The organism is Allobosea sp. GW822-FHT05A11 (assembly GCF_058800455.1).
Genome location: NZ_JBXAMI010000003.1, coordinates 483,914 through 510,298, shown reverse-complemented (window position 1 = coordinate 510,298; position 26,385 = coordinate 483,914). Strand labels below are relative to the sequence as shown.

At 66.4% G+C, this 26,385-nt stretch carries 24 protein-coding genes; 11 read left to right on the top strand and 13 right to left on the bottom strand.

Features of this window, described 5'->3' with window-relative positions:
- Positions 1 to 25 precede the first annotated feature (25 nt).
- From mmsB to AC1RLU_RS11950, 4 genes are all read right to left on the bottom strand, one after another.
- A complete protein-coding gene (gene mmsB, locus AC1RLU_RS11965) occupies positions 26 to 913 on the bottom strand; it encodes a 3-hydroxyisobutyrate dehydrogenase (RefSeq protein WP_492795755.1) in 888 nt (295 codons plus the stop codon).
- A gap of 148 nt (positions 914 to 1,061) precedes the next feature.
- A complete protein-coding gene (locus AC1RLU_RS11960; protein ID WP_492795754.1) occupies positions 1,062 to 2,216 on the bottom strand; it encodes an isobutyryl-CoA dehydrogenase in 1,155 nt (384 codons plus the stop codon).
- Positions 2,213 to 2,764 (bottom strand): hypothetical protein, encoded by a 552-nt coding sequence (locus AC1RLU_RS11955; protein ID WP_492795752.1) that lies wholly within the window; start codon positions 2,762 to 2,764, stop codon positions 2,213 to 2,215. Before AC1RLU_RS11955 ends, AC1RLU_RS11960 begins: the two co-directional genes overlap by 4 nt.
- 22 nt (positions 2,765 to 2,786) lie before the next feature.
- Entirely contained in the window at positions 2,787 to 4,283 is a 1,497-nt protein-coding gene (locus AC1RLU_RS11950; protein ID WP_061965233.1) for a CoA-acylating methylmalonate-semialdehyde dehydrogenase, read from the bottom strand.
- Positions 4,284 to 4,406: 123 nt separating this feature from the next.
- On the opposite strand from AC1RLU_RS11950, the gene AC1RLU_RS11945 reads away from it, so the two are divergent.
- Complete coding sequence (locus tag AC1RLU_RS11945) at positions 4,407 to 5,336, top strand: LysR family transcriptional regulator (RefSeq protein ID WP_492795751.1); 930 nt, start codon at positions 4,407 to 4,409, stop codon at positions 5,334 to 5,336.
- A 2-nt stretch (positions 5,337 to 5,338) separates the two neighbouring features.
- On the opposite strand, the gene AC1RLU_RS11940 is transcribed toward AC1RLU_RS11945, so the two are convergent.
- The 3 genes from AC1RLU_RS11940 to AC1RLU_RS11930 form a co-directional block, all read right to left on the bottom strand.
- Entirely contained in the window at positions 5,339 to 6,646 is a 1,308-nt protein-coding gene (locus tag AC1RLU_RS11940; protein ID WP_492795749.1) for a GGDEF domain-containing response regulator, read from the bottom strand.
- Between the two features lie 86 nt (positions 6,647 to 6,732).
- Positions 6,733 to 8,484 carry an ABC transporter permease gene (locus tag AC1RLU_RS11935; RefSeq protein WP_492795747.1) on the bottom strand — a complete coding sequence of 584 codons (1,752 nt, stop codon included), beginning with the start codon at positions 8,482 to 8,484 and terminating at the stop codon, positions 6,733 to 6,735.
- 31 nt (positions 8,485 to 8,515) lie between these two features.
- On the bottom strand, positions 8,516 to 9,496 hold the full coding sequence (locus AC1RLU_RS11930) for an ABC transporter substrate-binding protein (RefSeq protein WP_492795745.1): 981 nt from the start codon (positions 9,494 to 9,496) through the stop codon (positions 8,516 to 8,518).
- A 311-nt stretch (positions 9,497 to 9,807) separates the two neighbouring features.
- On the opposite strand from AC1RLU_RS11930, the gene AC1RLU_RS11925 reads away from it, so the two are divergent.
- The 5 genes from AC1RLU_RS11925 (at position 9,808) to AC1RLU_RS11905 (ending at position 14,985) form a co-directional block, all read left to right on the top strand.
- Positions 9,808 to 11,190: an ABC transporter substrate-binding protein gene (locus AC1RLU_RS11925; protein WP_492795744.1), complete on the top strand. Its 1,383-nt coding sequence runs from the start codon at positions 9,808 to 9,810 to the stop codon at positions 11,188 to 11,190.
- A gap of 165 nt (positions 11,191 to 11,355) precedes the next feature.
- Positions 11,356 to 12,231: an ABC transporter permease subunit gene (locus AC1RLU_RS11920; RefSeq protein WP_113585375.1), complete on the top strand. Its 876-nt coding sequence runs from the start codon at positions 11,356 to 11,358 to the stop codon at positions 12,229 to 12,231.
- Positions 12,228 to 13,064 (top strand): carbohydrate ABC transporter permease, encoded by an 837-nt coding sequence (locus AC1RLU_RS11915; RefSeq protein WP_492795743.1) that lies wholly within the window; start codon positions 12,228 to 12,230, stop codon positions 13,062 to 13,064. Before AC1RLU_RS11920 ends, AC1RLU_RS11915 begins: the two co-directional genes overlap by 4 nt.
- A gap of 210 nt (positions 13,065 to 13,274) precedes the next feature.
- A complete protein-coding gene (gene tal, locus AC1RLU_RS11910) occupies positions 13,275 to 14,243 on the top strand; it encodes a transaldolase (protein ID WP_492795741.1) in 969 nt (322 codons plus the stop codon).
- 142 nt (positions 14,244 to 14,385) lie between these two features.
- Positions 14,386 to 14,985, top strand: coding sequence for an HdeD family acid-resistance protein (locus AC1RLU_RS11905; protein ID WP_492795740.1), 600 nt, complete (start codon positions 14,386 to 14,388; stop codon positions 14,983 to 14,985).
- Positions 14,986 to 14,995: 10 nt separating this feature from the next.
- On the opposite strand, the gene AC1RLU_RS11900 is transcribed toward AC1RLU_RS11905, so the two are convergent.
- Positions 14,996 to 15,487: a hypothetical protein gene (locus AC1RLU_RS11900; protein WP_492795738.1), complete on the bottom strand. Its 492-nt coding sequence runs from the start codon at positions 15,485 to 15,487 to the stop codon at positions 14,996 to 14,998.
- 188 nt (positions 15,488 to 15,675) lie between these two features.
- Between AC1RLU_RS11900 and AC1RLU_RS11895 the strand changes: the two genes are divergently transcribed.
- Both AC1RLU_RS11895 and AC1RLU_RS11890 read left to right on the top strand, forming a co-directional pair.
- The gene (locus tag AC1RLU_RS11895) at positions 15,676 to 16,242 is read left to right on the top strand and encodes a YceI family protein (protein ID WP_492795737.1); all 567 of its coding nucleotides are present in this window, start codon (positions 15,676 to 15,678) and stop codon (positions 16,240 to 16,242) included.
- A gap of 11 nt (positions 16,243 to 16,253) precedes the next feature.
- On the top strand, positions 16,254 to 16,796 hold the full coding sequence (locus tag AC1RLU_RS11890; protein WP_492795735.1) for a cytochrome b: 543 nt from the start codon (positions 16,254 to 16,256) through the stop codon (positions 16,794 to 16,796).
- Here AC1RLU_RS11890 and AC1RLU_RS11885 read toward each other — a convergent pair.
- From AC1RLU_RS11885 to amaB, 4 genes are all read right to left on the bottom strand, one after another.
- A complete protein-coding gene (locus tag AC1RLU_RS11885; protein WP_492795734.1) occupies positions 16,793 to 18,469 on the bottom strand; it encodes a thiamine pyrophosphate-binding protein in 1,677 nt (558 codons plus the stop codon). The genes AC1RLU_RS11890 and AC1RLU_RS11885 overlap by 4 nt on opposite strands.
- A gap of 132 nt (positions 18,470 to 18,601) precedes the next feature.
- Positions 18,602 to 19,792 (bottom strand): CaiB/BaiF CoA transferase family protein, encoded by a 1,191-nt coding sequence (locus AC1RLU_RS11880; RefSeq protein WP_492795732.1) that lies wholly within the window; start codon positions 19,790 to 19,792, stop codon positions 18,602 to 18,604.
- Positions 19,793 to 19,900: 108 nt separating this feature from the next.
- Positions 19,901 to 21,097 (bottom strand): acyl-CoA dehydrogenase, encoded by a 1,197-nt coding sequence (locus tag AC1RLU_RS11875; RefSeq protein ID WP_492795730.1) that lies wholly within the window; start codon positions 21,095 to 21,097, stop codon positions 19,901 to 19,903.
- Positions 21,098 to 21,223: 126 nt separating this feature from the next.
- Positions 21,224 to 22,744 (bottom strand): L-piperidine-6-carboxylate dehydrogenase, encoded by a 1,521-nt coding sequence (gene amaB, locus AC1RLU_RS11870; protein WP_492795728.1) that lies wholly within the window; start codon positions 22,742 to 22,744, stop codon positions 21,224 to 21,226.
- Positions 22,745 to 22,909: 165 nt separating this feature from the next.
- On the opposite strand from amaB, the gene AC1RLU_RS11865 reads away from it, so the two are divergent.
- The 3 genes from AC1RLU_RS11865 (at position 22,910) to AC1RLU_RS11855 (ending at position 25,662) form a co-directional block, all read left to right on the top strand.
- Entirely contained in the window at positions 22,910 to 23,824 is a 915-nt protein-coding gene (locus AC1RLU_RS11865; protein ID WP_492795726.1) for a LysR family transcriptional regulator, read from the top strand.
- Positions 23,825 to 23,918: 94 nt separating this feature from the next.
- Positions 23,919 to 25,142 (top strand): NAD(P)/FAD-dependent oxidoreductase, encoded by a 1,224-nt coding sequence (locus tag AC1RLU_RS11860; RefSeq protein WP_492795724.1) that lies wholly within the window; start codon positions 23,919 to 23,921, stop codon positions 25,140 to 25,142.
- A 13-nt stretch (positions 25,143 to 25,155) separates the two neighbouring features.
- Positions 25,156 to 25,662 (top strand): DinB family protein, encoded by a 507-nt coding sequence (locus tag AC1RLU_RS11855; protein WP_492795723.1) that lies wholly within the window; start codon positions 25,156 to 25,158, stop codon positions 25,660 to 25,662.
- On the opposite strand, the gene AC1RLU_RS11850 is transcribed toward AC1RLU_RS11855, so the two are convergent.
- Positions 25,659 to 26,216, bottom strand: coding sequence for a GNAT family acetyltransferase (locus AC1RLU_RS11850; RefSeq protein WP_142114833.1), 558 nt, complete (start codon positions 26,214 to 26,216; stop codon positions 25,659 to 25,661). The two genes, AC1RLU_RS11855 and AC1RLU_RS11850, sit on opposite strands and share 4 nt — an antisense overlap.
- Positions 26,217 to 26,385: the final 169 nt, after the last annotated feature.

Genomic DNA, 26,385 nt, shown 5'->3' with positions numbered 1-26,385 from the left:
CGACGCCTTGCCGCGCAAGCGCGTCTCACGCCTGCCCGCGTCCGCGCAGAAGATGGATGATGCCGGAGAAATCCGTGCCACCCTCGCCCCAGGCATTGTGCAGCCCGAAGAGCTGCGCCGCCGCCGCGCCAAGCGGGGTCGAGGCGCCTGCTGCCTGCGCCGCTTCCTGCGACAGCTTAAGGTCCTTCAGCATCAGCGCCGAGGCGAAGCCCGGCTTGTACTCGTTATTGGCGGGGGAGGTCGGCACCGGCCCCGGCACCGGGCAATAGGTCGTCAGCGACCAGCACTGGCCCGACGAGGTCGAGGCGACGTCGAACAGCGCCTGATGCGACAGGCCGAGCTTTTCGGCCAGCACGAAGGCCTCGGAAACGCCGATCATCGAGATGCCCAGGATCATGTTGTTGCAGATCTTGGCCGCCTGGCCGTTGCCGCCGCCGCCGCAATGCACGATCCGCCGCCCCATTTTGGCAAGGATGGGCTCGCCCTGGGCGAAGGCATCCTCGGTGCCGCCGACCATGAAGGTTAGCGTCGCGCCCTTCGCGCCGCCGGTGCCGCCCGAGACCGGAGCGTCGAGCGAAAGACAGCCGCGCTCGGCCGCCAGCGCATGAGCCTTGCGGGCGCTTTCGACATCGATCGTCGAGGAATCGATCAGGAGCGTGCCGGGCTTCACCGCCGGCAGGATATCGGCCCAGACGCTCAGCACATGCTTGCCCGCCGGCAGCATGGTCACGACGACCTCCGCATCGGCCACGGCGTCCTTCGCCGAGCCGGCGATGCCAACGCCCAGTTCAGCGGCGGCGTCCTTCGAGGCCTGCACGAGATCGAAGGCTTTGACGGCGTGCCCGGCCTTGACGAGGTTCGCGGCCATCGGGCCGCCCATATTGCCGAGGCCGATGAAGGCGATGTTGGTCATGGTCGTATCCTCTCGTCGTTTTTGTCGTCGCTCTTGGTGTCATTCCGGGCTGCGCGAAAAGCAGACGCGGGATCGTCATCAGAAAAAGGTGCTGTCTCGTCTTGTCATCCCAGGTCGCCGTTTGGCGTTCGGGATGACGCCTCCGGCGTCAATTCCCCTTCGACCGGCCGACCAGCCCGCGTGCCACGATCATCCGCATCACCTCGTTGGTGCCCTCGAGGATCTGGTGGACGCGCAGGTCCCGGACGATCTTCTCGATGCCGTAATCGGCGAGATAACCGTAGCCGCCATGGATCTGCAGGGCGTGGTTGGCGACCTCGAAGCCGGTATCGGTGGCGATGCGCTTGGCCATGGCGCAGAGCTTGGTCGCATCCGGCGTCTTGGCGTCGAGCGCCGCCGCCGCGCGCCAGAGCAGGCTGCGGGCCGCCTCCAGCTCGGTCGCCATGTCGGCGAGCTTGAACTGCAAGGCCTGGAAATCGGCGATGGCCGAGCCGAAGGCCTTGCGCTCCTTGGCATAGGCCAGAGATCGGTCGAGCGCGCCCTGCGCCCCGCCGAGCGAGCAGGCGCCGATATTGAGTCGGCCGCCATCGAGCCCGGCCATGGCGATCTTGAAGCCGATGCCTTCCGGGCCGAGGCGGTTCGTCACGGGCACGCGGCAGTTCTCGAAGATCACGGCGCGCGTCGGCTGGGCGTTCCAGCCCATTTTCTTCTCGTTGGCGCCGAAGGAGAGGCCGGGCGTGTCCTTCTCGACGACGATGGTCGAGATGGCCCCGGGGCCGGCCTCGCCGGTGCGCGCCATCACGACATAGATGTCGGAGACGCCGGCGCCGGAGATGAACTGCTTCTGCCCGTCGAGAACGTAATGGTCGCCGTCCAGCACCGCCTTCGTCTTGAGCGCAGCAGCGTCCGAGCCGGCGCCGGGCTCGGTCAGGCAATAGCTCGCCAGATGCTCCATCGTGCAGAGCTTCGGCAGGAAGCGCTGGCGCTGCTCGTCCGAACCGTAGCGGTCGATCATCCAGGCGCACATGTTGTGGATCGAGATATAGGCCGCGACCGTCGGGCAGCCGGTCGAGAGCGCTTCGAAGATCAAGGCTGCGTCGAGACGCGAGAGGCCGGAGCCGCCGACATCGTCGCGGATATAGATGCCGCCCATGCCGAGCGCGGCTGCGGCGCGCATTTCCTCGACCGGGAAATGCTTCTCCTCGTCCCAGCGCGCGGCATGGGGCGCCAATGTCTCGGCAGCGAAGTCCTGCGCCATGTCGCGGATCGCGATCTGGTCCTCGGTCAGGGAAAACGGGCTCAAGGCTGGCGCTCCTGGGGCTTGAGGGCGGCGGGCCGCTGCGTCGCGACCTGAGGGCGTTTGGGCTGCGGATAGGCCCCGTCATAGGGCTGGGCACGGCCGCGATGCGGCGACCGGGCCGCGTCGAGGGCGACGAAATCCTCGGGTCCGGCAGCTTCTCCGGCCTTCCCGACGAAGACGCGTGGCCCCTTGTCGGTCACCACCACATCGCCATAGGCGAGATCGCTGCCGAGGAAGGTTTCGACCGTCACGGGCGCAGGAGTTGGCGGCGGCAGGCTCGCCGCGCGTTCCCGCCGCTGCCGGCTATCCTCGATCAATCCTTCGACATAGCTCCGGCTCCGCTCCCGGGCGGCCTCGACCCGCTCCTGCCAGAGCCGGCGGCAGCGGGCGAGCTCCACTTCGCCGAGGGGCGCGTTCTCGGATGCGCCCGGCTCGCAGAGCGCATCCTCGGACGAGGATGTGGCGTCGGGCGAGGGGCCGGTCGCGAGGGCGGGCCCCATGCCGCAGAGGAGGACGAGCGACGATGCGATGATGCGCAGCGGTCGCTCCATGGCCTCCTCCGTCGGTGGCGCCTCAGTTCATCGTCGGGATGACGAAGCTCGCACCATCCTTGATACCGCTCGGCCAGCGCGCCGTCACCGTCTTGGTCTTGGTGTAGAAGCGGATCGCGTCCGGGCCGTGCTGGTTGAGGTCGCCGAAGGCGGAACGCTTCCAGCCGCCGAAGGTGTAATAGGCCAGCGGAACCGGGATCGGCAGGTTGATGCCGACCATGCCGACCTGGACCTTCGAGGCGAAGTCGCGTGCCGCGTCGCCGTCGCGGGTGAAGATCGCGGTGCCGTTGCCGTATTCGTTGTCGTTGGTCAGCTTCAGCGCCTCGTCATAGGTCTCGGCGCGCACCACCGAGAGCACCGGTCCGAAGATCTCGTCCTTGTAGATGCTCATGTCCTTGGTGACGTTGTCGAACAGGCAGCCGCCGACATAGAAGCCGTTCTCGTAGCCCTGCATCTTGAAGTCGCGCCCGTCGACCAGGAGCTTGGCGCCTTCCTTCACGCCGATATCGACATAGGACTTGATCTTCTCCATCGCCGCCTTGGTCACGACCGGGCCGTAATCGGCGCTGGTATCGGTCGAGGGGCCGATCTTCAGGCTCTCGACGCGCGGGATCAGGCGCTTGACCAGTTCGTCGGCGGTGGCCTTGCCGACCGGGACGGCGACCGAGATCGCCATGCAGCGCTCGCCGGCCGAGCCGTAGCCCGCGCCGATCAGCGCATCGACGGTCTGGTCCATGTCGGCGTCCGGCATGATGATCATGTGGTTCTTGGCGCCGCCGAAGCACTGCACGCGCTTACCGGCCGCGCAGCCGCGGGCGTAGATGTATTCCGCGATCGGGGTCGAGCCGACGAAGCCGACGGCCTTGATCTCGGGATGGTCGAGGATGGCGTCGACCGCTTCCTTGTCGCCGTTGACGACGTTGAGGATGCCGGGAGGGCCGCCGGCCTCGATGAAAAGCTCGGCAAAGCGCATCGGGACGCCCGGGTCGCGCTCGGAGGGCTTCAGGATGAAGGCATTGCCGCAGGCGATGGCGGGGCCGAGCTTCCAGAGCGGGATCATCGCCGGGAAGTTGAACGGGGTGATGCCGGCGACGACGCCGAGCGGCTGGCGCATCGAATAGATGTCGATGCCGGGGCCGGCGCCGTCGGTGAACTCGCCCTTCATCAGGCCCGGAATGCCGAGCGAATATTCCAGGACCTCGACGCCGCGCTGGATGTCGCCCTTGGCATCGGGAATGGTCTTGCCGTGTTCGCGGGCGAGCAGCTCGGCGAGCGCGTCGTTGTTCTGCGCGATCAGGTCGATGAACTTCATCAGCACGCGGGCGCGGCGCTGCGGATTGACGGCGGCCCATTTCGGCTGCGCCTCGGCGGCGTTCCGCACGGCGGCGTCGAGCTCGGCCGTCGAGGCCAGCGCCACCTTGCCGATGATCGTGCCGTCCATCGGCTGGTAGATGTCGGCCGTGCGACCCGACGTGCCCGCGGCATGCTTGCCGCCGATGAAATGTCCAACCTGACGCATGGCGCCCTCCCTACGAACTGATGGTGCGATGATCCCGCATCCTCCCTACCATTCTCGTTTATGCACGGCTATAGCGAGAGTGAAACGTCGGCCGTGCGAAAACACAAATACGGGGAGAGGACCTTGGAGCGCTTCGACTGGGACGACCTCCGCTTTTTCCTTGCCGTCGCGCGTTCCGGGCGCCTGACCGCGGCGGCGCGCCGCCTCGGCGCCGATCATGCCACCGTCTCGCGCCGCATCACCTCGCTGGAGGAGGCTCTGAAGGCCAAGCTCTTCGAGCGCCGCCCGCAGGGCTACATGCTGACCGCTCACGGCGAGCGCCTGCTCGCCAAGGCGGAGAGCATGGAAACCGAGGCGCTCGCGATCCAGAGCGATATCGGCGGCGCCGACATGGCGCTGTCGGGCACCGTCAGGATCGGCGCACCGGATGGTCTCGGCACCTCGTTCCTCGCGCCACGCCTGGCATTGTTCGCGAAATCCTATCCGGGCCTCGAGATCCAGCTCATCGCCATGCCGCGTTTGCTCTCGCTGTCGAAGCGGGAGGCCGATGTCGCGATCACGCTGGCCCCGCCCAAGGAAGGCAAGGTCGTCGCCCGAAAGCTCTCAGACTACCGCCTCGGGCTTTACGCCTCGCCGGAATACCTCGCCTCGATGCCGCCGGTGACCAAGCCGGAGGACCTCTTCGAGCATCGCATCATCGGCTATATCGACGACCTGATCTTCTCGCCCGAGCTCGACTATCTCGACGAGGTTGCCAAGGGCCTGCGCGCCCATGTCCAGAGCTCGAGCGTCATCGCCCAGATGAATGCCGTCGCCGCCGGTGCCGGCATCGGTGTGATCCATCACTTCATGGCGGAAGGAGAGAAGCGGCTCGTGCCCGTCCTGCCCGAGACGGTCTCGATCACGCGCTCCTTCTGGCTCCTGGTCCATGCCGACCTGAAGGATGTCGCGCGAGTTCGCGCCATCGTCGACTTCGTCGTCCGCGAGGTGAAGGCGTCGCGTGCCCTGCTGATGGGCGAGCACAGGCCCGAGTCGCGCATCGCAGCGGAATAGCCTCAGGCGGCAGCGGTAGCGGTGCGGACCTTGTCGCGCCCGTCCTGCTTGGCTGTGTAGAGCGCCTGGTCGGCTTGCCCGAGGGCAGCTTCGAGCGCATCGCCGGGGCCGATCGAAGCGACGCCGATCGAGACCGTGAGCGGCAGGGTTTCTCCCTCGATGGTCAGCGGCGCGCCGGCAATGGCCGTCCGGATGCCTTCGCACAGGCGCTCGGCCTCGGCGAGATCGGCCCCCGGGAAGATGATGGCGAACTCCTCGCCGCCGATGCGAGCGAGCAGGTTGAAGCCGCGCTCGGCCATGATGCTCAGCGTCCTCGCAACCGCCGTCAGCGCCTGGTCGCCACCGTCATGGCCGTAGCGGTCGTTGAGCCGCTTGAAATGGTCGATGTCGAGAATAGCGATCGAGACCGGGAGGTCCATATCGCGCGCTTCGCCGACGAGCTGCCGGCCACGGGCGAAGAAATGGCGGCGGTTGAACAGGCCGGTGAGGAAATCGCGCGCTGCAAGGTCCTGCAATTGCCTGAGCTGGTCGAGGACCTCGACATTGGAGGCGATGCGGCATTGCAGCTCCTCCAGCACGAACGGGCGCGAGACGAAATCATGCGCGCCGGCCTTGAGGAACCCCGCCGAAGTCTGCCGGTCGGTCGAGGAGGAGATGCCGAGGACACGCACGTTCGGATGGCGGCGGCGGATGCGCCGGGCCAGCTCGAAGCCGTCCATGTCCGGCATGTAGTAGTCGCTGACGACGAGCTGGATGTCGGGATTGCTCTCCAGCATCGCCAGCGCCTCCTGCCCGGAGCCGGCCTCGACCACGGCATATTGCTGGATCGACAGCATCCGGGCGAGCACCTTGCGGGTGGTGCGGGTATCGTCGACGACGAGGATGCGGGTGTTGCGGTTGTTCAGCGCCCGCTTGACCGTGCCGACAATGTTGGGAAGCGCGAATTCATTGTCCTTCAGGACGTAGTCGATCACCTCCCGCTCCATAATCCGCCCGCGCGTGGCGAGATCGAAGGTGGCGGTGAAGACGACCGAGGGGATACCGTGGGTCACGGTCCAGTCGAGCGCCTCGCCGCGCGGAGCATCCGGCAGGTTGAGGTCGACCACGGCGATCGCGTAGGCGCCCGGCGCCGCGACGATGAGGTCGCTGACCTCCTTCAGCGATGCGCAGGTCGTGACGGGCAGTCCGGTCTCGGCCTGGAGAAGTTGCCGCAGCGCCAGCGAGAAGGTTCGTGAATCCTCGATGACGAGAATCTGGCGATCGTCCGGCACGGGCTCCGGCCTGGCCTGTAATGTCTGATGGGCACCCATGCTCCATCTAGGGCGCCCCCAAGTTTAATTTTCCGTCACATCTGTTGGGGCAACGGCTGCGCTTTGATGACCTGCACGGAGAAGCCTCAGATCCGCCAGGGCAGGATATTGTGCTGCCGGTTGCGCCCGATCAGGTCGAGCGCCAGCATCACGACGAGGATGACGGCGCAGGCACTGATCGCGACGGCCGCCGCCTCGCCGGCAAGCCCGGCCTCCTTCAGGCTGAACAGCACGACGCCGAGTGTCTCGGTGCCCGAGGACCAGAGCAGGGCCGAGACCGTCAACTCGTTGAAGGCGACGAGGAAGACCATCAGCGCCGAGACGGCGGCAGCCGGCGCCAGGATCGGCGCGACGATGAAGCGCAGCATCTGCGGGAGATTGGCGCCGTCGAGCTTCGCGGCATCCTCGTGATGCGCCTCGATCTGGGCCATCGCTGCGACCGGCGCCTTCAGCGCCAGCGGCAGGAATCGGGCGAGATAGGCGAAGAGGATGATGAAGGGCGTGCCGTAGATGCTGACGCCGATCAGCGGTAACGGCTTCAGGAAGATCAGGATGCAGGCGATGGCCAGGACGATGCCCGGCAGGGCATAGGGCAGTTCGATCATCAGTTCGACGGCGCGCCGCAACCTGCCGAGCCGCCTTTCCAGCCCATAGGCGAAAACGATCGCGAGGATGGCGAGGATCAGCGCGGCGCAGCCGGCGAAGATCAGCGAGTTGCGGAAGGCGCGCATGGTCACCGCTTGCCGGAACAGAACTTCCGTGAACTTGTCGAAGGTCAGCGTCTGCCAGGAAAGCGCTACGCCCAGCGCCGGAGTCAGCGCCTCGCTGAGCAGGGCGAGCAGCGGCAATCCAAGCTTGAGCGTGAGCAGCAGCCAGAGCCCAGCAGGGACAAAGGGCCGGGCCGGGCCGAGCAGCCAGTAGGGCTCCAGAGGCCGCTCGATCTCGACCTTGCCGCGCTGGTTGCGCGCGGCGAGAGCTCCCGCAACGATTCCGAGCGCCGCGACCACGCCGACCAGCACCGCGAGCGCGGCCGTCTCGCCGAGGCTCGACGGACCGAAGCTCGACAGCCGGCGATAGATCAAGGTCGGCAGCGTCAGGTAGTTCACGGGCAGGCCGAGCAGGGCCGGAATGCCGAAATTGCCGACGCCCGCGACGAAGGCGATCAGCCCGGCGGCGATGATCTGCGGCCGCAGCACCGGGATGACGATCCGCGTGGTGATGGTCGCGGGCGCGGCGCCCTCCATCTGCGCGGCTTCGACCAGCGATTGCGGGATGCTGCGCAGCCCGGTCCAGAGCGTAATCGCGACGAGCGGCGCATGATGCAGCGCCATGACCAGGATGATGCCGCCGCGCCCGAGCAGCGGGTTCGGCGTGCCCGGTGGCGGCGCGAGGCCGATTAGCGAGAGGATTGGCGAGTTCGGCGCGAGCAGGCTCAGGAAAGCGAGCGCCGCCACCTGTGGCGCGATCATCATCGAGAAGACGAAGGCAAAGGCGAGGGGGCGCTTGCCCCTGACATCGGTGACGCCGAGCGCCAGCGCGACGATGCCGCCGACGAGAAGCGCGCCGAGCGCCGAGAGCGAGGCCGTCTCCAGCGTGTGCCAGGTTGCTGTAACGGCCGCGCGGCTCGTCATCTCGGCGAAGGCTTCCCTCGGCGCGAACTGCCAGCCGGGCGCGAACGCCGCGGCGGCCAGCCTGAAGAAGGGCAGGCCGCCGAGCAGCAGAGCGACCGCGACGACGAGCGCAGGCAGGCTCCAGCCTTCCGGCAGGCGCAAACGTGGAGCCGGCGGGGCCGCGATCGCGGGCTCCCGCCGGATGTTTCGGGCAACGGCCAGCGTCATCGCGCCGACCGCTGCTGCAGCAAAGCCGTCATCACTCGAAGATCGAGCCGAAGCGCTTGCGAGCGGCGGTCTCTTCAGCGAGCGCCTTGGCGGCGTCGAAGGCCATCAGCTTGATCGCGCTGCGGGCGGGATAGCCGGCCGGCAGGGCGACGTCGGGATGGGCGGCGACATAGCCCTGCTTCAGCGCCAGCTCCTGGCCTTCCTTCGAGAGCAGGAAATCGATGAAGGCCTTGGCGGCTTCCGGGTTCCTGGTGGTCTTCAGGATCGCGACCGGCTCGCTGACCGCGGAGACGCCCTCGCTCGGGAAGACGAACTCGACCGGCGCGCCCTTGGCCTTCTCGCGGATCGGCATGAAGTCGACGATCATGCCGTAGAGCTTCTCGCCGGTGGCGACCTGGCGCAGGATGTCGCCATTGGCGCCGGCGGCGAGCGTGCCGTTCTCCTTGAGCTTCTCGTAAAAGCCCCAGCCATCCCCAAGGTTGCTGGTCAGCGTGATCGTGTGGATCAGCGCGGCGCCGGAGTTCAGCGGGCTCGGCATGGCCAGCTGATTCTTCGCCTCCGGCTTGATGAGGTCCGTCCAGCTCGCGGGCTTCATCGCAGCCTTGGTGTTGTAGACGATGCCGGTGGTGATCAGCTTGGTCGCGAACCACATCTTCTGCGGGTCGTGGATGCCGGCCGGATAGGCGGCGAGATCGGCCTTGTCATGGGCGAGCAGGCGGCCGTCCTTCTTGAGGCCTTCCATGGTCACCGCATCGGCTATGAGCAGCACGTCGGCCTGCGGGGCGCCGGCCTCGAACTCGGCCTTGAGCTTCGCCATCACGCGCGGCGTGCCGTCGCGGACGAAGGAGATTTCGACCTTCGGATATTTTGCCTTGAAGGCGTCGATCGTCTGCTGGGCGTCGGTATTGGGCTGGCTGGTATAGAGCACCAGCTTGCCCTCGATGGCGAAAGCCTGCGGCGCGGCCGCGAGGCCGGCCGCGATGATGAAGGCGCTCAGGGCCTTGCGCTGCATGTCAAACTCCATCTCTTGATCGCTGTTGCGAGATGGCGCTGCCGGTAGTCCCGGCAGATGACAGTTCCATGAAATGGGCCAGGGGACTTCCTAGCCTCACCTTGATCCGAGGGAGCAGCGCCTTGCAGGATGAAGGTTCGCGAAAGGCGGGCTCTCGTGCTGTGGGCGCATAGGGGGCTTGCGTATCCTGAAAGAATAAGTGCTATTTAATGGATGCTCGCCCGGCTTGTTTCGGGCGGGGCTTTTCGATTAGGGTCGCGGCAAGACGACCATAAGGTCGCTTTAAAACGGTTTAAATGGGAGGATATCGGATGAAGCTTGTACGGCATTTCGCCATGGGAACGGCTGTCGCGGCAGTCGTAGCGGGCTGGTCCGGCGCCGCGATGGCGCAGGAGACGCTGACGGCCTGGTTCACCAAGGGCTTCTACAAGGGAGAGGACGACGCGCTGCTGGCGGTCGTCGACAAATTCCAGAAGGCGACGGGCGTCAAGGTCGAGCTCTCGCTCTACGCCACCGAGGACTGCGTCACGAAATCGGTCGGCGCGGTCGATGCCGGCACGCCTCCGGATGTCGGCTTCTGCACGACCTATGATTTCCGCACCACCGGCAAATGGGCCTATGACGGCAAGCTCGAGGACGTCTCGGACGTGATCGAGCCGATGAAGGCCGAGTTCCAGCCGATGGCGGTCTCGACCACCTTCCTGATGAACGGCAAGACCGGCAAGAAGTCATACTATGCCTTCCCGGTCGAGCAGCAGATGATGCACATCACCTACTGGAAGGACATGCTCGAGGAGGCCGGCTTCAAGGAGGCCGACATCCCGAAGACCTGGAACGGCTACTGGGACTTCTGGTGCGACAAGGTCCAGGGCGCGATGCGCGCCAAGGGCAAGCGCGTCTACGGCATCGGCCACCCGATGGGCATCGCGGCGTCCGACACCTTCTATTCGTTCCTGACCTTCGCCAACGCCTATAACGCTCAGGTCGTCGACGAGAACGGCAAGATCGTGCTCGACCAGCCCGCCAACAAGAAGGCGATGGTCGAGGCGGTGAAGTCCTACGCCAACATCTTCCAGCGCGGCTGCACCCCGCCCTCCTCGGTGAACTGGCTCGACCCCGACAACAACGTCGCCTTCCACAACCGCACCACGGTCGCCACGCACAACGCCACGATCTCGATCGCCGGCAAGCACATGGACGACATGAGCAACCCCGCGCTCACGGCCGAGCAGCGGGCGACGGCCAAGAAGAACTATGAGGACAACATCCGCACCGCCGAATTCCCGCTCAAGGCGGACGGCAGCAAGATGACCAACCTCGCCGCCGTGAAGACCGCGGTGATCTTCGCCGATGCCAAGAACAAGAAGCGCGCCAAGGAGTTCATGGCCTTCTTCATGAAGGACGAGAACCTGCGGCCCTTCGTCGAGGGCTCGGCCGGGCGCTGGGTGCCGACGACGCTGAAGGCGATCGAGGCGCCGTTCTGGTCGGATGGCAAGGACCCGCATCGCGCGGTCGTCTACAAGCAGTACAAGGACGGCACCGTGCCGTTCCAGTTCGTCTACAACTACAATTTCACGACCGTGAATGCCGAGAACGTCTGGGCCAAGGCGGTGAACCGCGTCGTCCAGGACAAGATCCCGGCCGAGCAGGCCGTGGACGAGATGATCGCCCGCATCAAGCAGATCGCCGGCTGAGCATTGGCCCGAAAAGTGGCTCCCACTTTTCGGGCCAAGCCGATGCTAGGACAGTAGAGCCCGGTCCTCGTTCCGCTTGCATCGACGACCCGCCGCGGCAATCCTTGCCGCGGCGTATCTTTCACAGGGTGACAATTCCACGGAGAGTCCATGAGCTCAGCCGTCATGACCGCGCCGCTTGCGGCGCCACGCGAGGATAACTCGGGCTTCACCCGCGACCGCGCGATGTGGGGTGCCATCATGCTGGCCCCTTACGTCCTCGTCTTCGCCGTCATGGTGGTCTACCCGGTGGCCTATGGCCTCTGGCTCGGCCTCAACTGGAATTCCTACCGGGCGCTCTTCGCCGACCCGATCTTCCTGCGCACCGTCGTCAACACGGTCATCTTCCTGTTCGTCGCGGTGAACCTGAAGTTCCTGATCGCGCTCGCTCTCTCCGGCTTCTTCATACAGCAGCGGCCCTGGATCCGGATCGTGCTGGTGCTGTTCATCCTGCCCTGGGCGGTGCCCTCGATCCCGACCATTCTGTCCTTCCGGGTGATGCTGAATCCCGAGAACGGCATGGTGAACCAGCAGCTCTTCCAGTGGTTCGGCATCATGGAGGGACCGGGCTGGCTGACCGACCCGACGCTCGCTTTCATCTCCTCGATCTTCGTCCACATCTGGAAGTCGCTGCCGTTCTGGACGCTGATCCTGATCACCGGCCGGCTCGCGATCGCGCAGGACCTCTACGAGGCTGCCAGCGTCGACGGCGCCAATCGCTGGCAGCAGTTCCGCTTCATCACCTGGCCCTCGCTGGCAACGCTCTACGTCACCTCGACGATGCTCTCGATGATCTGGACGCTGGGCGATTTCAACAGCGTCTACCTGCTCACGGGCGGCGGGCCGGGCGACCTCAACCATGTGCTGGCGACGCTCGGCATCCGCTACATGCGCAACAACAATCTCGATCTCGGCATCGCCTCGATCATCGTCGCCATGCCGCTGATCCTGCCGATGGTCTTCGTGATGGTGAAGCGCCTGTCGAAGGGGCCCGACGCATGAGAAAGCTCCTCGACGAAGGCAAGCTGCTGCTGATCGCGATCCCCGTCCTGGTCTGGACGCTGCTGCCGATCTACCACCTCTTCGTGCTGTCGATCTCCAACCAGGAATCGATGCTGGCCGGCAAGCTCTGGCCCGACCAGCCGACGCTGCAGAACTTCCAGATCGTGTTCGCGCAGCAGCACTACTACCTGCACAATTTCTGGCGGCAGATGTTCAACAGCTTCTTCATCGCGATCGCGACGGGGCTGATCACGCTGTTCGTCGCCACCTTCGCGGCCTTCGCCATCGCGCGGCTCAAGGTCAGGGGCGGGCGCACGATGATGAACCTGGCGCTGGCGACCTACCTGATCCCGGCCGCCTTCCTTGCCATCCCCATGTACAAGGCGATGGGCTCCTACGGTTTGCTCAATACGCAGGCCTCCTTGATCCTCGCGATGGTCGCGCTCGCCTCGCCCTATGCGATCTGGGTGCTGAAGCAGGCTTCCGACAAATTGCCGAAGGAGCTCGACGAAGCCGCCGTGATGGACGGCGCCACCTCGATCCAGCTGTTCCGGCTGGTCTACCTGCCGCTGATGAAGCCCTCGATGGTGGTGATCGGCATCTACGCGCTGCTGCTCGCATGGAACGAGTATCTCTACGCCTTCCTGCTGCTCTCCTCCGAGCAGGCGGTTCCGCTTGCTGTCGGCCTTGGCCTCTTCCTCTCGGCCGATGACGCGCCCTGGAACCTGCTGATGGCGGCGGGCCTGCTCTATGCCATCCCGCCGGCGGTGATCTACTACCTGTTCCGCAAGAACATGGTCGGTGGCCTGACCTCGGGCGCAGTGAAGAGCTGAGGGAGTCCCCACGCGTCATTCTCGGGCGAAGCGCAGCTTCGACCCGAGAAGCTCAGGCCAGAAAAGGCGCCCTTCCTTCACGGGATGCCCGGGGCATGACGCGGGCGTCAGCTCGCCGCATGGCGGAACTGCTTCATCGCTCTCGCCATTGCGGTGAACAGGCGCCACATTGAATGCGTTACGACAAGAAGAATTGCCGAGGATAGACCGATGACCGCCTCCAAGCTCGACCAGCTCCGCCAGATGACCACCGTCGTCGCCGACACCGGCGACATCGAGGCCGTGCGCCGTCTGAAGCCTGTCGACTGCACTACGAACCCGACCCTGATCCTCAAGGCGGTGGAGACGCCGGCCTATGCGCATCTCGTCGACGAGGCGATCGGCTGGGGCAAGAAGCAGGGCAGCGGTGAGAAGGCGGTCCATGCCGTCTGCGATCGCCTCGCGGTGAGCTTCGGCACTGAGCTGACCAAGATCGTCCCCGGTCGCGTCTCGACCGAGGTCGATGCCGACCTGTCCTTCGACACGGACGCGACCATCGCGAAGGCGCGCGGCGTCATCGCCGCCTACAAGGAGTGCGGTGTCGAGAAGGACCGCATCCTCATCAAGATCGCCTCGACCTGGGAGGGCCTGCAGGCTGCCAAGGTGCTGCAGGGCGAGGGCATCGACTGCAACCTGACCCTGCTCTTCGCGCTGCCGCAGGCGGTCGCGGCGGCTGAGGCCAACGCCTTCCTGATCTCGCCCTTCGTCGGCCGCATCCTCGACTGGCACGTCAAGGCCGGCGGCGGCCCTTACACGGCCGAGACCGACCCCGGCGTCGTCTCGGTCAAGAGCATCTACGCCTACTACAAGGCCTTCGGCATCAAGACGGTCGTGATGGGTGCCTCCTTCCGCAACACCGGCGAGATCGAGGCGCTGGCCGGCTGCGACCGCCTGACCATCGGGCCTGGCCTGCTCGACGAGCTCGCCGCCGCGACCGGCGACCTGCCGCGCCGCCTTTCGCCGGCTTCGTCGCCGCAGATGGAAGGGGGCGTCGCCAAGAAGCTGGGTTATGACGAAAAGGCCTTCCGCTTCGCCATGAACGAGGATGCGATGGGCACCGAGAAGCTGGCCGAAGGCATCCGCGGCTTCGTCAAGGACCTGCGCGGCCTGCGCAAGCTCGTCGCCGCGAAGCTCGGCTGAGGCGGTCTAGGGCGGGCCGGGCGTCACCCCTCTGAGATCGGGATTGCGGCAGATCATTGACGAAGTCCTCGCGCGGGCTTCTGATAGCGCCTGTCCTGACGGGTCGCATTGGCTGTCGCGGCCCGCCCAACCGGAGTCGGCCATGACGATGCCTGCAGAATCTTCGCCCCGCCAGGGTTCCTCGCTCGCCACGCATCTCGTCCCGCTCCGGCGCAATTCGGGTTGGCTGCTGGCTGAAGGCATTGTGCTCGTCATTCTGGGCGTGCTGGGGCTGGGTGCCGTGGCGCTTCTCAGTCTCGCCAGCGCGATCTGGTTTGGCGCGATGATCTTCGTTGGAGGCATCGTCGTGCTGATCGATGCTTTCCGCCATCAGGGTTGGAGGAGCCGCCTCTGGCATATCCTGATCGGCCTGCTCTATGTCGCTGTCGGCGTGATGACCTTCGTCAATCCGCTGGTGGCGACGGCTTCGCTGACGCTGCTGGCCGGCGCGGCTTTGATCGCGACCGGCGTGCTGCGCCTCATCATGGCCTTCCAGAATCGGGAATTGCCGGCCTGGGGTTGGGTCGCCTTCTCGGGCCTGCTGTCCTTGCTTCTGGGCGGCATGATCCTGGCGCAATGGCCGGCGTCGAGCCTATGGGTTCTCGGCACTTTCCTGGCGATCGAGCTGATCTTCCAGGGCTGGGCCGCGATTGCGCTCGCCCGCGCGATCCGCTCGACTTTCGATGGGGTGAAGCCGCGCTGAAGCCGGCCGCCTACTCGGCGGCCTCGGCCGTCACGGCCGCCTTGGTGGGCGTGCTGAGATCGCTGAAGCGGGCGCGTCCGCCGGCCGCTGCGGTCTGCAACTGCTGCTTCCAGCCCTTGGCATCGTTGCCGCCGAGCGCGACGAAATCGGCGGGGCGCGCAGCGGCGCTGCGGCCCTGATAGACCAGCACGCCGCCCGCGGTGACCACGATGTCGCCGCGCCGCAGCGTCGGGTCCTTGAGATACCATTCCTTGTCGGCCTGGGGATCGAGCTGGACGACGGGTGGCTTGGGTTTCGAGGAAACCTCCGGCGCGCGGGCGCGGGGCGCCCGCCTGCGCGGTTCGTCGTCATATTCGTAGATCGGCGAGGCCCGCAGGCGCGGCCCGCCGCCGAACAGCGCACGGGCGAGGTCGTCGAAGAGGCCTGCCGCCTGGGCGCTGGGCGCAGCCGAAAAGGCGAGCGCTGCGGCCACCGCCCATCGCATCATCCATGCCCGCGTCATCGCCTTGCCTCCACGTCGTCGTCTTACCAACGACGAGTGGTCGCGAAAGGTTCGGTCCGGGTTCACGAAAGCGGTTAAGAATCTTTCCCGCGGAGGCCGGGCTTCCTCACAACTGCGTGTCTGCCCCTGCCAGCCGGTGGGGAGCCAGGCCTAAGATGTGGGCCATCCGGCTGCCGAGGAGCCATGCCATGATGATGCGTGCGCTGCTTGTTGCGGCTCTTCTGGGGCCGTCGTCCGCTTCTGCCTTCGCGCAGGACATCTGGTCGTTGTCGAGAGACGGCGGCGCGGTCGCCTTCGTGGCGCGTCATTTCGGCATCCCGACGGCGAGCGGCCGTTTCGGCACTGTCGACGGCACCATCGCACTCGATTTCGACCGGCCGGAGCGCAGCCGGATCAGAATGACGATCCAGACCGCATCCCTGCGCACGGGCGCCGATCTCGTCGACGGCTTCATCAAGGGGCAGACGATGCTCGACGTCGCGCATTATCCGGTTGCCAGCTTCGTATCCCAACAGGTGGCGCGCACCGGTGAGCGCAGCCTCTCTATTACGGGCCAGCTCACGATCCGGGGCGCGTCGCAGCCTGTCACGGTCATCGCCGTCGCCGAAAGCGATCCGGCCGGCATGCGCGCGGGCGGCACTTTGCCCTTCCATGCCAGCGCGAGTTTCTCGCGTGCTGCCTTCGCGATCGGGCGCGAGGTCAATATCGTCGACGATCAGGTCGAGATCGACATCAAGGGCGTGATCTCGCGCTAGGATGGCCGGCGATGCGCTCCCGCAATTGGCACCCGCTTCTGGTCCTGCTGCATTGGCTGACGGTGGCGCTGATTGCGGTACAGTATGGACTGTCCCGCCTGATGGGCGACGAGACGCGCGACCTGCTGTCCCGCTTCGCGCTCTACCAATGGCACAAGTCTTTCGGCCTGACGCTGGCGGGGCTGGTTTTGCTGCGCCTAGCCGTTCGGCGTTTGCTGCGGGCGCCCGCGCCGGTCCCGATGCCGCGCTGGCAGCGAGCCGTGGCTGCGACGGTGCAGGGCGGGCTCTATCTCTGCCTGCTGGCGCTACCGGTTTCCGGCTTCCTGATGGCTGCTGCCGCGCCGATCCAGATCCCGACGCTGTTCTTCGGGCTGTTTTCGGTGCCACATCCGATCGGCCCGGATCAGGCCATCTATGACGCGATGCTGCGGGCGCATGCGACGCTGTTCGACATCATGGCCGCGCTCGCCTTCGTTCATGCGGGCGCGGCCCTGCTGCATCAGTTCGTCCTCAGGGACGGGCTGATGCAGCGGATGTGGCTCGGCCGTTCTTAGTCTTTCTTCTGGGCCGCGAAGGCCTCGGCGCGGATCGTCGAGAGCGACTTGGCCGGTGTGATCGCCTCGGGATCGAGCAGGCAGTGGATGATCGCGGGCTTGCCGCTCTTCACCGCGCGTTCGAAAGCCGGCGCGAACTCCGAGGTCTTCTCGACCCGCTCGCCATGACCGCCGAAGGCCTTGGCATAGGCCGCGAAATCCGGGTTCTTCAGTGTCGTCGCCGAGACGCGCCCGGGATATTCGCGCTCCTGATGCATGCGGATCGTGCCGTACATGCCATTGTCGACGACGACGACGATGACCGGAAGGTCGTACTGCACGGCCGTCGCGAAATCCTGGCCGTTCATCAGGAAGCAGCCGTCGCCCGCAAAGGCGATGACGGTGCGATCGGGGAAGAGCCGCTTGGCGCCGATCGCGGCCGGAACGCCATAGCCCATCGAGCCGCAAGTTGGGGCGAGCTGCGTCGCGAACTTGTTGAAGCGGTGGAAGCGGTGCACCCAGGTCGCGTAATTGCCTGCGCCATTGCACATGATGGCGTCCTCGGGGAGCTGGCTGCGCAGCCAGCGCACCATCTCGCCGGGGTGGAATTCGCCGGGCACGGGTGCCGGCTGCTCGCTCCAGGCGATATAGGATTCATGCGCGATAGCGCCCGCGCCCTTCCAGGCCGGGGCCTTGGGCGGCTCGATCGTCTTGAGCGCGGCGCAGAAGCCGGCGGGCGAAGCATTGATCGCCAGCGTCGGGCGATAGACCCGGCCGAGCTCTTCCGGGTCGGCGTGGACATGCACCAGCGGCCGGCCCGGGTTCGGGATGCCGAACAGGGTGTAGGACTGGCTCGGCATCTCCGAGAGACGCCCGCCGACCAGCAGGACGAGGTCGCTCTCCTTGATGCGGGCGAGCAGCTTGGGGTTGGGGCCGATGCCGAGATCGCCGGCGAAGTTCGGATGGTCGGCCGGGAATAGCATCTGGCGGCGGAACGAGACCGCGACGGGCAGGTCGAAACGCTCGGCAAAGGCCTGGAAGTCGGCGATCGCCTCCGGGCTCCAGCGCGAGCCGCCGAGGATCGCGATCGGCGACTTGGCCGAAGCGAAGCGCTTGGCGAGATCGGCCATCTGCGCAGGGGCAGGGTGCTGCTCGGTGACGTTATAGGGCTCGGCGTCGGCCACGTCGGCGAGATCGGTCAGCACGTCCTCGGGCAGCGCGATCACGACCGGGCCGGGGCGGCCCGAGGTCGCGACATGGAAGGCGCGGCTGATGATCTCCGGGATGCGCGCGGCATCGTCGATCTCGGTCGCCCATTTGGTCATCGTGCCGAAGACGGCGCGGTAGTCGAGCTCCTGGAAGGCCTCGCGCTCGCGCATGCTGCCGTCGATCTGGCCGACGAAGAGGATCAGCGGGGTCGAGTCCTGGTCGGCGATATGGATGCCGGGCGAGGCGTTGGTGGCGCCGGGGCCGCGCGTTACAAAGCAGATGCCGGGCTTGCCGGTGAGCTTGCCGGCGGCTTCCGCCATCATGCAGGCGCCGCCTTCGGCCCGGCAGATGGTGACCTTCATCGAGGCGTCGTGCAGCGCGTCGAGCACGGCGAGATAGCTCTCGCCCGGCACGCAGAAGGCGTCGGTGGCGCCGTGGATCAGAAGCTGGTCGACGAGGATCTGCCCGCCAGTGCGATTAGCCATGTTCCCTGTCCCTTTTGCGAGCCCTCATCCTGAGGAGCGGGCAAAGCCCGCGTCTCGAAGGATGCTCCAGAGCACGCTGGACCATCCTTCGAGACGCTGCTTCGCAGCTCCTCAGGATGAGGGCTGAGTTTGTTATTCCGCCGCGGAGGCTCCGCCCCAGGCCGGGTCGTTCAAGATGTCATCGGCATGTTCCCCGAGCCGTGGGCTCGGACGTCCTGCCACCTGCCGCACGCCGTTCATGACGATTGGCGAGGCGACGGTCGGAATGGCGCCAGCCTTCGCGGCAGCGCTCGGCAGGTCGACCTTCACGCCGCGCGCGATGACCTGCGGGTCGGCGAACACCTCGCCGATATCGTTGATCGGGCCCGCGGGCACGCCGACCTTCTCCAGCGCGGCCAGCAGATCGAGCTTGGCATAGCGCTGGCAAAGCAGGTGCAGTTTGGCGGTCAACGCGACGCGGTTCTTCACGCGCGATTTGTTGTCGAGATAGTCGGGATGGTCGGCCAGCGTCGGCTCGCCCAGCACTTCGCAGAGCTTGCGCCACTGCCCGTCATTGCCGGTCGCGATGATGATATGGCCGTCCGCGACCGGGAACACGTCATAGGGCACGATGTTCGGGTGGGCGTTGCCGAGCCGCGGCGGGGGATTGCCGCCGACGAGATAGTTCATCGCCTGGTTGCCGAGCACCGCGACCTGCGAGTCGAGCAAAGCGAGATCGAGCGTCGCACCCTCGCCGGTGGCGTCGCGCTGGCGCAAAGCCGAGAGGATGCCGACCGTGGCATAGAGCCCGGTATAGATGTCCGCGACCGCATAGCCCGCCTTCATCGGCGCGCCCGCCGGCTCGCCGGTGATCGACATCGCCCCGCCCATGCCCTGGACGAGAAAGTCGTAGCCGGCGCGCGGCGCATAGGGGCCGTCCTGCCCGAAGCCGGTGACCGAGCAATAGACGAGGCGCGGAAATTCCTTGCGCAGCGACGCCGCGTCGAGCCCGTATTTCGAGAGGCCGCCGACCTTGAAGTTCTCGATCACGACATCGGCACGGGCGGCAAGGCGCCGGACCAGCGCCTGTCCCTCGGCCGTGCGGAAATCGGCGGTGATCGAGCGCTTGCCGCGATTGGCGGCGTGGAAATAGGCGGCGGAGAGATGTTCGTCGCCGGTGCCCTCGACGAAGGGCGGGCCCCATTTGCGGGTGTCGTCGCCTTCCGGCGCCTCGACCTTGACGACATCGGCGCCGAGATCGGCCAGGAGCTGGCCGATCCAGGGACCTGCGAGGATGCGCGCCAGTTCGAGGACGCGCAGGCCGGCAAGAGGGGAGGTCGTCATGGCGGGTTCGACTCGGGCGTCATGGTCGGGCTTGACCCGACCATCTCCGGGGAGGTTCGCGTGGGACGAGATGCCCGGGTCAGGCCCGGGCATGACGGCTGAGAGCGCTCAGAAGAACGCCTGCAGGCCGGTGATCGCGCGGCCGAGGATCAGCGCGTGGACGTCATGCGTGCCCTCATAGGTGTTCACCGTCTCAAGGTTCGCGGCATGGCGCATCACCTGATACTCGATCGAGATGCCGTTGCCGCCATGCATGTCGCGGGCCTGGCGGGCGATGTCGAGCGCCTTGCCGCAATTGTTACGCTTGACGAGGCTGATCATCTCCGGGGCCATCTTGCCGTCATCGAGCAGGCGCCCGACGCGCAATGAACCCTGCAGGCCGAGCGTGATCTCGGTCAGCATGTCCGCCAGCTTCTTCTGGTAGAGCTGCGTCTGGGCGAGCGGCTTGTTGAACTGCTTGCGGTCTAGCCCATACTGGCGGGCGCGATGGAAGCAGTCCTCGGCGGCGCCCATCACGCCCCAGGAGATGCCGTAGCGGGCGCGGTTGAGGCAGCCGAACGGGCCCGACAGGCCCGAGACGTTCGGCAGCAGGTTCTCCTCGGGAACGATGACGCCGTCCATCACGACCTCGCCGGTGATCGAGGCGCGCAAGCTGAGCTTGCCGCCGATCTTCGGCGCGGAGAGACCCTTCATGCCCTTTTCGAGGATGAAGCCGCGGATCTGGTTGTCATGCGCGGCCGACTTCGCCCAGACGACGAAGACGTCGGCGATCGGCGAGTTCGAGATCCACATCTTGGAGCCGGTCAGCTTGTAGCCGTCGGCAACCTTCTCGGCGCGGGTCTTCATGCCGCCGGGATCGGAGCCGGCATCCGGCTCGGTCAGGCCGAAGCAGCCGACCCATTCGCCGGAGCCGAGCCTCGGCAGGTACTTCTTGCGCTGCTCTTCGCTGCCATAGGCATAGATCGGGTACATCACGAGCGAGGACTGCACCGACATCATCGAGCGGTAGCCCGAGTCGATGCGCTCGACCTCGCGGGCGACGAGCCCGTAGGAGACGTAATTGGCGCCGGCGCAGCCGTATTCCTCGGGAACGGTGACGCCGAGCAGGCCGAGCTCGCCCATTTCGTTGAAGATCGAGCGGTCGGTCTTCTCGTCGAGATAGGCGTCATGGATGCGTGGAGCGAGCTTCTCCTGCGCATAGGCGCGGGCGGTGTCGCGGATCAGCCGCTCGTCCTCGTTCAGCTGCTCGTCGAGCAGATAGGCATCGTCCCAGGTGAACTTCGCGAGCTTGTGGCTGCCGGCCATTTTCATTCTCTCCCGTATCGTTTGCGTCATGGTCGGGCTTGACCCGACCATCTCGGAAACCAGCTACTGGTCATGAGATTCTCGGGTCTGCGCTTCGCTCCGCCCGAGAATGACGGGTCTTACCGATCACGCATCCACGTCGAAGCTGACGCCCTGAGCCAGCGGCAGCGTGGTGCCGTAGTTCACGGTGTTGGTGGCGCGGCGCATATAGGCCTTCCAGGCGTCCGAGCCGGCCTCGCGGCCGCCGCCCGTCTCCTTCTCGCCGCCGAACGCGCCGCCGATCTCGGCGCCCGAGGGGCCGATATTGACGTTGGCGATGCCGCAATCGGAGCCCTCGTCCGAGACGAAGAGTTCGGCCTCGCGCATGTTCAGCGTGAAGATCGAGGAGGAGAGGCCGGCGCCGACCGCGTTCTGGATCGAGATCGCCTCGTCGATGGACTTGTACTTCATCACGTAGAGGATGGGTGCGAAGGTCTCGCGCTCGACCGGGCCGCACTGCCTGGGCATCTCGACCAGCGCCGGGCGGACATAGAAGCCGCCGGAACCGACATCGACCTTCTCGCCGCCATGGACCTCGCCACCCTCGGCCTTGGCCTCGGAGAGCGCCTTCTGCATGCCCTGATAGGCGGCCTCGTCGACCAGCGGGCCGACCAGCACGCCGGCCTCGCGGGGATCGCCGATCTTCACCGAGCCGTAGACCTTGGCGAGCTTCGGCACGAGCGCGTCATAGACGCTTTCATGCACGATCAGGCGGCGCAAAGTGGTGCAGCGCTGGCCGGCGGTGCCCATCGCCGCGAAGGCGATGCCGCGCAGCGCGATGTCGAGATCGGCCGAGGGAGCGACGATCGCGGCATTGTTGCCGCCGAGCTCGAGAATGGCGCGGGCGAAGCGAGCCGCCAGCTTCTGGCCGACTTCCTTGCCCATGCGGGTCGAGCCGGTGGCCGAGACGACCGGGACGCGATGATCCTGGACCAGGATGTCGCCGAGCTCGCGGCCGCCGATCAGCACTTCCGAGAGGCCGATCGGCGCTTCCGGACCGAAGCGCTTCATCGTCTTCTCGACGATGGCCTGCACCGCGAGCGCGGTCAGCGGGGTCTTCTCGGAGGGCTTCCAGACGACGCTGTCGCCGCAGACGAAGGCGAGCGCCGCATTCCACGACCAGACCGCGACCGGGAAGTTGAAGGCCGAGATCACGCCGCAGATGCCGATCGGGTGCCAGGTCTCCATCATGCGATGGTTCGGGCGCTCGGTGGCGATGGTCAGGCCGTAGAGCTGGCGCGACAGGCCGACGGCGAAGTCGCAGATGTCGATCATCTCCTGGACCTCGCCGAGGCCTTCGGAGGTGACCTTGCCGGCCTCCAGCGTCACCAGCAGGCCGAGATCGGTCTTGGCGGCGCGCAGCTCTTCGCCGAGCAGGCGGACGAACTCGCCGCGGCGCGGCGCCGGCACCTTGCGCCAGGCGAGATAGGCGGACTGCGCCCGGCCGATCGCGGCCTCGGCCTCGGCCGGCGACGTCTCGCGCAGGGTCACGACGGTCTCGCCGGTGATCGGCGAACGGGCCGAGAGGCCGGCATCGGCGTAAGACGCTTCGGAAACGCCGAGGCGCTTGAGCAGGGCGAGCGTGTCTTTCGGCAGGGATGTGGCCATCTTTGTCTTCCAGCGGTCGCGAGCGGGAGCCAAAGGGCGCATGCCCTAGGGCGCATGACATGAAGGCGCGGGAACCGGAGGCCGCCGCGCTTGAGGCCTGCAGAATGCCCTCTTTCATGGCGCGACGGCAACCGATATGTTCTCATCACTTGGTGAGAATTTATCATGGATGATATTCTGGTTCCCGGTCGCCTCTCGGTGCCTTCGCTGTCCGCGCTCGCCGCCTTCGAGGCGGCGGCCCGGCATGGCAGCTTCACGCGCGCAGCAGAGGAGCTGAACCTGACGCAGGGCGCGGTGAGCCGGCAGGTCGCGCATCTCGAAAAGGTGCTCGGCGTCAGCCTGTTTGAGCGCGTCAAGAAGCGTGTCAGCCTGACGGCGGCGGGCGCGGCCTATGCCAATGATATCCGTGACGGCCTGTCCCGTCTCGCAGCCGCGACCGTCTCCGCCATGGCCTTTCGCGGTGCGGCCGGCGTGCTTAATCTCGCGATCCTGCCGACCTTCGGGACGCGCTGGCTGATCCCGCGCCTGCCGCGCTTCATCGAGGCTCATCCCGGCATCACCATCAACTTCACCACCAAGCTGGTGCCGTTCGACTTTGCCCGCGAGCAGGTCGACGCCGCCGTGCATTTCGGCGCCGATAGCTGGCCGGGCGCAAGGCTGCATCGCTTGATGGGGGAGGAGGTCGTGCCGGTCGCGGCGCCGTCGCTGGTGGTGCGCGCCGGCATCGCCGATCCCTTCGATATGCTGCGCGTGCCGTTGCTCCAGCAGTCGACGCGGCCGCGCGCCTGGGCGGACTGGCTGGAGCAGCAGGGACTGGGGCCGGAGCGGGCGCTGATGGGGCCACGCTTCGAGCAGTTCGCCATGATCGCGCAGGCGGCGGTGGCGGGGCTGGGCCTGGCCATCGTGCCGCGTTTCCTCGTCGAGGAGGAATTGCGCTCCGGCTCGCTGGTCATCCCGATCGACCGACCGGTGACGGGCCGCGACGGCTACTATCTCGTCTACCCCGAGGAAAAGGCCAATCTGCCGACCGTCGTTGCCTTCCGCGACTGGCTGCTCGGAGAATGCGCGCCGGCGAACTAAGGCCCCTCTCGACAAGCAGGCTGCGCTCGTTCATTCATGCGCGAAATTCACCAACCCGGCTTTTTCCAGCGAAGCCGACTGCGCGAGGCCTGCCATGCCGCCCGTCTCCGAAAGCGCCGATGTCGTGATCTGCGGTGGCGCCGCGATCGGCTCCTCCGTCGCCTATCATCTCGCCGCCGATCCCGGCTTCACCGGCAAGGTCGTGGTGATCGAGAAGGACCCGACCTATCGCTTCTCCGCCTCGGCGCTCTCGGCCGCCTCGATCCGCCAGCAGTTTTCGAGCGCGGTGAATATCCGCATTTCGCTCTTCGGCGTCGATTTCCTGCGCAATATCGGGAAGCATCTCGCGGTCGATGGCGAGGTTCCGGCCATCGACTTGCACGAGGGCGGCTATCTCTATCTTGCGAGCGAGGTCGGCGCACCGATCCTCGAAGCCAATCAGAAGCTGCAGGCGGCAGAGGGCGCCGATATCGCGCTCTACGATCCCACCACGCTGAAGCAGCGCTTCCCCTGGCTCAATACCGAGGATCTCGCCTGCGGCACCTTCGGCGTCAGCGGCGAGGGCTGGTTCGACGGCTGGGCGCTGCTCCAGGCCTTCCGCAAGAAGGCGCGCAACCTCGGTGTCGAGTACCGGCAGGGCGAGGTTGCCCGCTATGTCACGGAGGGCGGACGCGTCACCGCTGTCGAGCTCGCGGATGGCAGCCGCATCGCCTGCGGCGCTGTCGTCAACGCCAGCGGCACCCATGGCGCCAGGCTCGCCGCGACGGCAGGGATTGAAATCCCGGTGAAGTCGATGAAGCGCTATGTCTTCACCTTCACTTGCAAGGGCGATGTCGATGGCTGCCCGCTCCTGATCGACACGACCGGCGCCTGGTGCCGGCAGGAAGGCAAGCGCACGGCGGAAGGCCAGCTCTTCATCGGCAGCTGCTCGCCCCTGACGCCGGAGCAGGATGTCGAATGGGTCGAGAACGACCCGGCGGCCGAGGATGTCGACTGGGGCTTCTTCGAGGAAGTGGTCTGGCCCTCGCTCGCGACCCGCATCCCGGCCTTCGAGCAGATCAAGCCCGGCCGCGCCTGGGCCGGCCCCTACGACATGTGCGGACTCGACCATAACGCCATCATCGGCCCGGCGGTCGGCCTGCCCAATCTCTATCTCGCCAACGGCTTCTCAGGCCACGGCCTGCAGCAGTCTCCGGCGGTCGGGCGTGGGCTTGCCGAGCATATCGCGCATGGCCGCTATCGCTCGCTCGACCTTGCCGATCTCGGCCACGAGCGCATCGTGGAGGGGAGGCCGCTCAAGGAGGCCAACGTCATCTGACGAGGAGGCCGCCATGGTCGATCCCGCTTTCGTCCAGACCATGGCCCGCTACAATGCCTGGCAGAACCGCAGCCTGATGGCGGCAGCGGACAGCTTGACCGATGCGGCACGCAAGCTCGATCGCGGCGCCTTCTTCAAGTCGATCCACGGCACCTTCAACCACATCCTCTGGGGCGACGAGACTTGGCTCAGCCGCCTCATCGGCAGCGAGAAGCCGGCTGTCGGCGGCCGTGACTCGGCTGTCTATTTCGAGGGCTGGCCGCAGTTCTCAGCGCGCCGGCGCCAGCGCGATGAGTTCATTCTCGATTGGGCGGACAAGGTCACGGCCGATTGGCTGCGCGGGACGCTGATCTGGTATTCCGGCGCCGCTGGCCGCGAGATGGGCAAGCCGCGCGGCTTCGTGATCGCGCATTTCTTCAACCACCAGACCCATCATCGCGGCCAGATCCACGCCATGCTCACGGCGGCGGGGGCGAAGCCGGATGACACCGATCTGCTCCTGGTCGATGAGCCGCGCTAGGCAGGATCAGCGGCTGGCGCAGCCGGGCGACGTCTGGAATGTGTGGACGGTTTGCCGATCGCGAGCGGTCGTTCCTCGGCTTCGTCGTTCTCGTCCTCGCCCCGATCCGGCGGCACCGCAGCCGTCGCGTTCTGGCTGAGCTTCTGAAACAGGCCGAGCCCGACCAGCGCCAGCACGGCGAGCAGCATCAGCAGGCCGGGATAGACGATGTCCCCCATAGTCTCGCGCGAGGTCTTGGCGATCAGCACCAGCGATTCTAGCGAGAGCGCCACGATCATGATCGACATGAACTTGGTCAGCGAGCCCCGCGCCTCGGCCGGCCGGCGCATTTCGCGGTCGGCCACCACCTCCTCCTCGAACAGGAACTTGCCGACATCGGCGACGGCGACCGCGATGATCACAAGCCCGATCGCGTCGAGCATCGTGTCGAGCGCGCCTTCGCCGGTCCAGAAGCCCTGCGAGGTCCGCCAGACCGCGACGCCGATCAGCACGATCGAGGCACCGAGCAGCGCGACAGAGATGATGGTGTAGAGCAGCCGGCTGAACAGCGTCATGTTTCCCCCCGATCCGCTTGCAGGCGACAACCGCCGGCAAACCGGTGGGTTCCCTTGGGGCGGGGCAGGGCTCTCCGCATGGCGAGACTTGCATGGCCGTTCCCATGGCACAGTCGATTGCCGGTTCTCGCGATCCATGGTCCAAGCGCTGAGTTCCGCCGGAGCGCTT